Annotated in this window: 4 protein-coding genes; all 4 read right to left on the bottom strand. The window is 59.4% G+C overall.

Annotated elements, in window-relative coordinates; genetic code table 11:
- Positions 1 to 322, bottom strand: a 322-nt coding sequence (locus DMP17_RS46305; RefSeq protein WP_337833051.1) for a hypothetical protein, incomplete at its 3' end; no start/stop codon positions are given.
- Positions 322 to 537, bottom strand: coding sequence for a hypothetical protein (locus DMP17_RS46300; protein ID WP_337833050.1), 216 nt, complete (start codon positions 535 to 537; stop codon positions 322 to 324). The genes DMP17_RS46300 and DMP17_RS46305, both read right to left, overlap by 1 nt.
- Positions 534 to 842, bottom strand: coding sequence for a winged helix-turn-helix domain-containing protein (locus tag DMP17_RS46295; RefSeq protein ID WP_337833049.1), 309 nt, complete (start codon positions 840 to 842; stop codon positions 534 to 536). The genes DMP17_RS46300 and DMP17_RS46295 overlap by 4 nt, the downstream gene beginning before the upstream one ends.
- Before the next feature lie 51 nt (positions 843 to 893).
- A partial coding sequence (locus DMP17_RS46290; RefSeq protein ID WP_337833048.1) for an AAA family ATPase occupies positions 894 to 1,723 on the bottom strand: 830 nt, incomplete at its 5' end.

Genomic DNA, 1,723 nt, shown 5'->3' with positions numbered 1-1,723 from the left:
GGTCAGGCAATGCGACGTTGCGCATAGCGGAAATTTGCATGAGTGAGGTCATGGCGCGGTGGTAGAGGAACTCGCACGTTTCGTCGAGTTCACCTGCATTCGAGGCGATGAAATAGCCGTCACGTGGCGTTGCGCAAATTGAATAACCCCGCAGACGCAAATGCAAAATCACCGCGCGAATCTGACGCTCCGCTCCAAGGCTGTGATTACCGAGAAGTTCCAGCGCCAACAGGGTGACGGTTGCGCCATTGGCAGCGCCGATATGCCGGTCCTGCAACAAGCCGAGCACACGGTCAGGATGGAGCGGATCAATGGCGTTCATTACGCACCTCCGCGTGCATTGATACGACGTCGTACACATGCGATATGCCGTGCCGCCTCATAGAGGCAGTCGACGGCGAGCTCCAGTTCTGCGGCATTGATGCTCGCGTCGTCATCCGCTTCGACTTCGCGGTGCAGTTGCGTCAGCGTGGCCTCGGCCTCGATCATGGCTTGCTGGTTTTGCGCCAGAAGCGATTGGACGTTCTCAAACTTCATGCGTGACATTCCTTGACAGGGAGTGGGATGTAGTCGCGGTCACGGATGCGCGCACGCGGCGTCGCCTCCGCGCGAATACAGGTATGAAGAAGCGACAGCAATGCGCGTGGCGTGAGCGAGGAGTCCGTTTTGACAGCTACCAGCTCCGGCGTCGCCCAGCGCACGAGACGACCTTGCTTGCCAGCAGGAACAACTTTGCCGCGTGAGCGCAGGTTGCCCAGGTGCATGCTGACTTTTCCGCGCGTCAATCCCATTTGCGCAGCGATGTCAGCGACCGTGATGCCGGGTGACTTGCGCACCAGCATCAAGCAATATTCGGCGTCACTGGACGATGAGCGTGTTGTCGATCGTCTTCATCACAGGATGTCCAAGTCAGTGGCGGCGCGTTGCAGGTCTTCGCAGCAAAGCTTGCGACCTTCAGCGGCAGCGAACGTGGCACCGAGGCGCAGGGACTTCGTCAACAGTCGAAGACCGCCCGGCTTTGCGGCAATCTTGCGACCCTTGTCCAGGCACTCGGCGTCCGCAATTCCCCAGCCGTGCATCAACGCATCGGAATCGGTCGGCAATGAACGGGCGATGTGGACACGCTTGCCAACGCGACTGCGCAGGCGGTCGAGCCACATTTCCTGCGCACCGCCACGCATGCGCGCGTCAACGCGTTCGTTGCCTGACAACACGATGCCGATGTTGCCTTGGTCGTTGAACGCGCGGATTTGATCCAACGCCGCAACGGTCAGGTGCTGTGCTTCGTCGACCACCAGCAGGCCATTGCTGTTGCGGACTGCGTTGAGACAAACGCGATGCAGTGATGCGCCGACGCGAATGTATTCCTTGATGCCAAGCACGTTTGCAATCTCTTCCAGCACGCCGCGAACCGTTGCAGTCGCAGGCGTCACTTCGATGTGCCACACGTTTGGTGCAATGTATCCGTAATGCGCGATGGTTTGCGTCTTACCGACACCGGCACCGCCGTAGATCAGGACAATGTCGTTTGCCATCTGCGCGTAGCGCAGACCGCTGAGAATGCGGCGCGAGGTTGGCGTTTCAATCCACGTCGGCGCGGACGGCAGACCTTGCGTTTGGTTGCGCTCGTCGTAGGCGTTGAGCCAGCGCTGAAGAACTTGCGCAGTGCCTTCGTTGTCACCCTTGTACTTGCCGCCAAGAAATTGGCTCATCTGCGACGATG

The sequence above is a fragment of the Pseudonocardia sp. TMWB2A genome (assembly GCF_017312135.1).
The sequence above is the reverse complement of the archived record's forward strand: the minus strand, read 5'-3'. Positions and strand labels throughout refer to the sequence as shown.

Coding starts and splice junctions, on each gene's coding strand:
- DMP17_RS46300 (WP_337833050.1), bottom strand. CDS start 537: ATGAAGTTTGAGAACGTCCAATCGCTTCTGGCGCAAAACCAGCAAGCC.
- DMP17_RS46295 (WP_337833049.1), bottom strand. CDS start 842: ATGCTGGTGCGCAAGTCACCCGGCATCACGGTCGCTGACATCGCTGCG.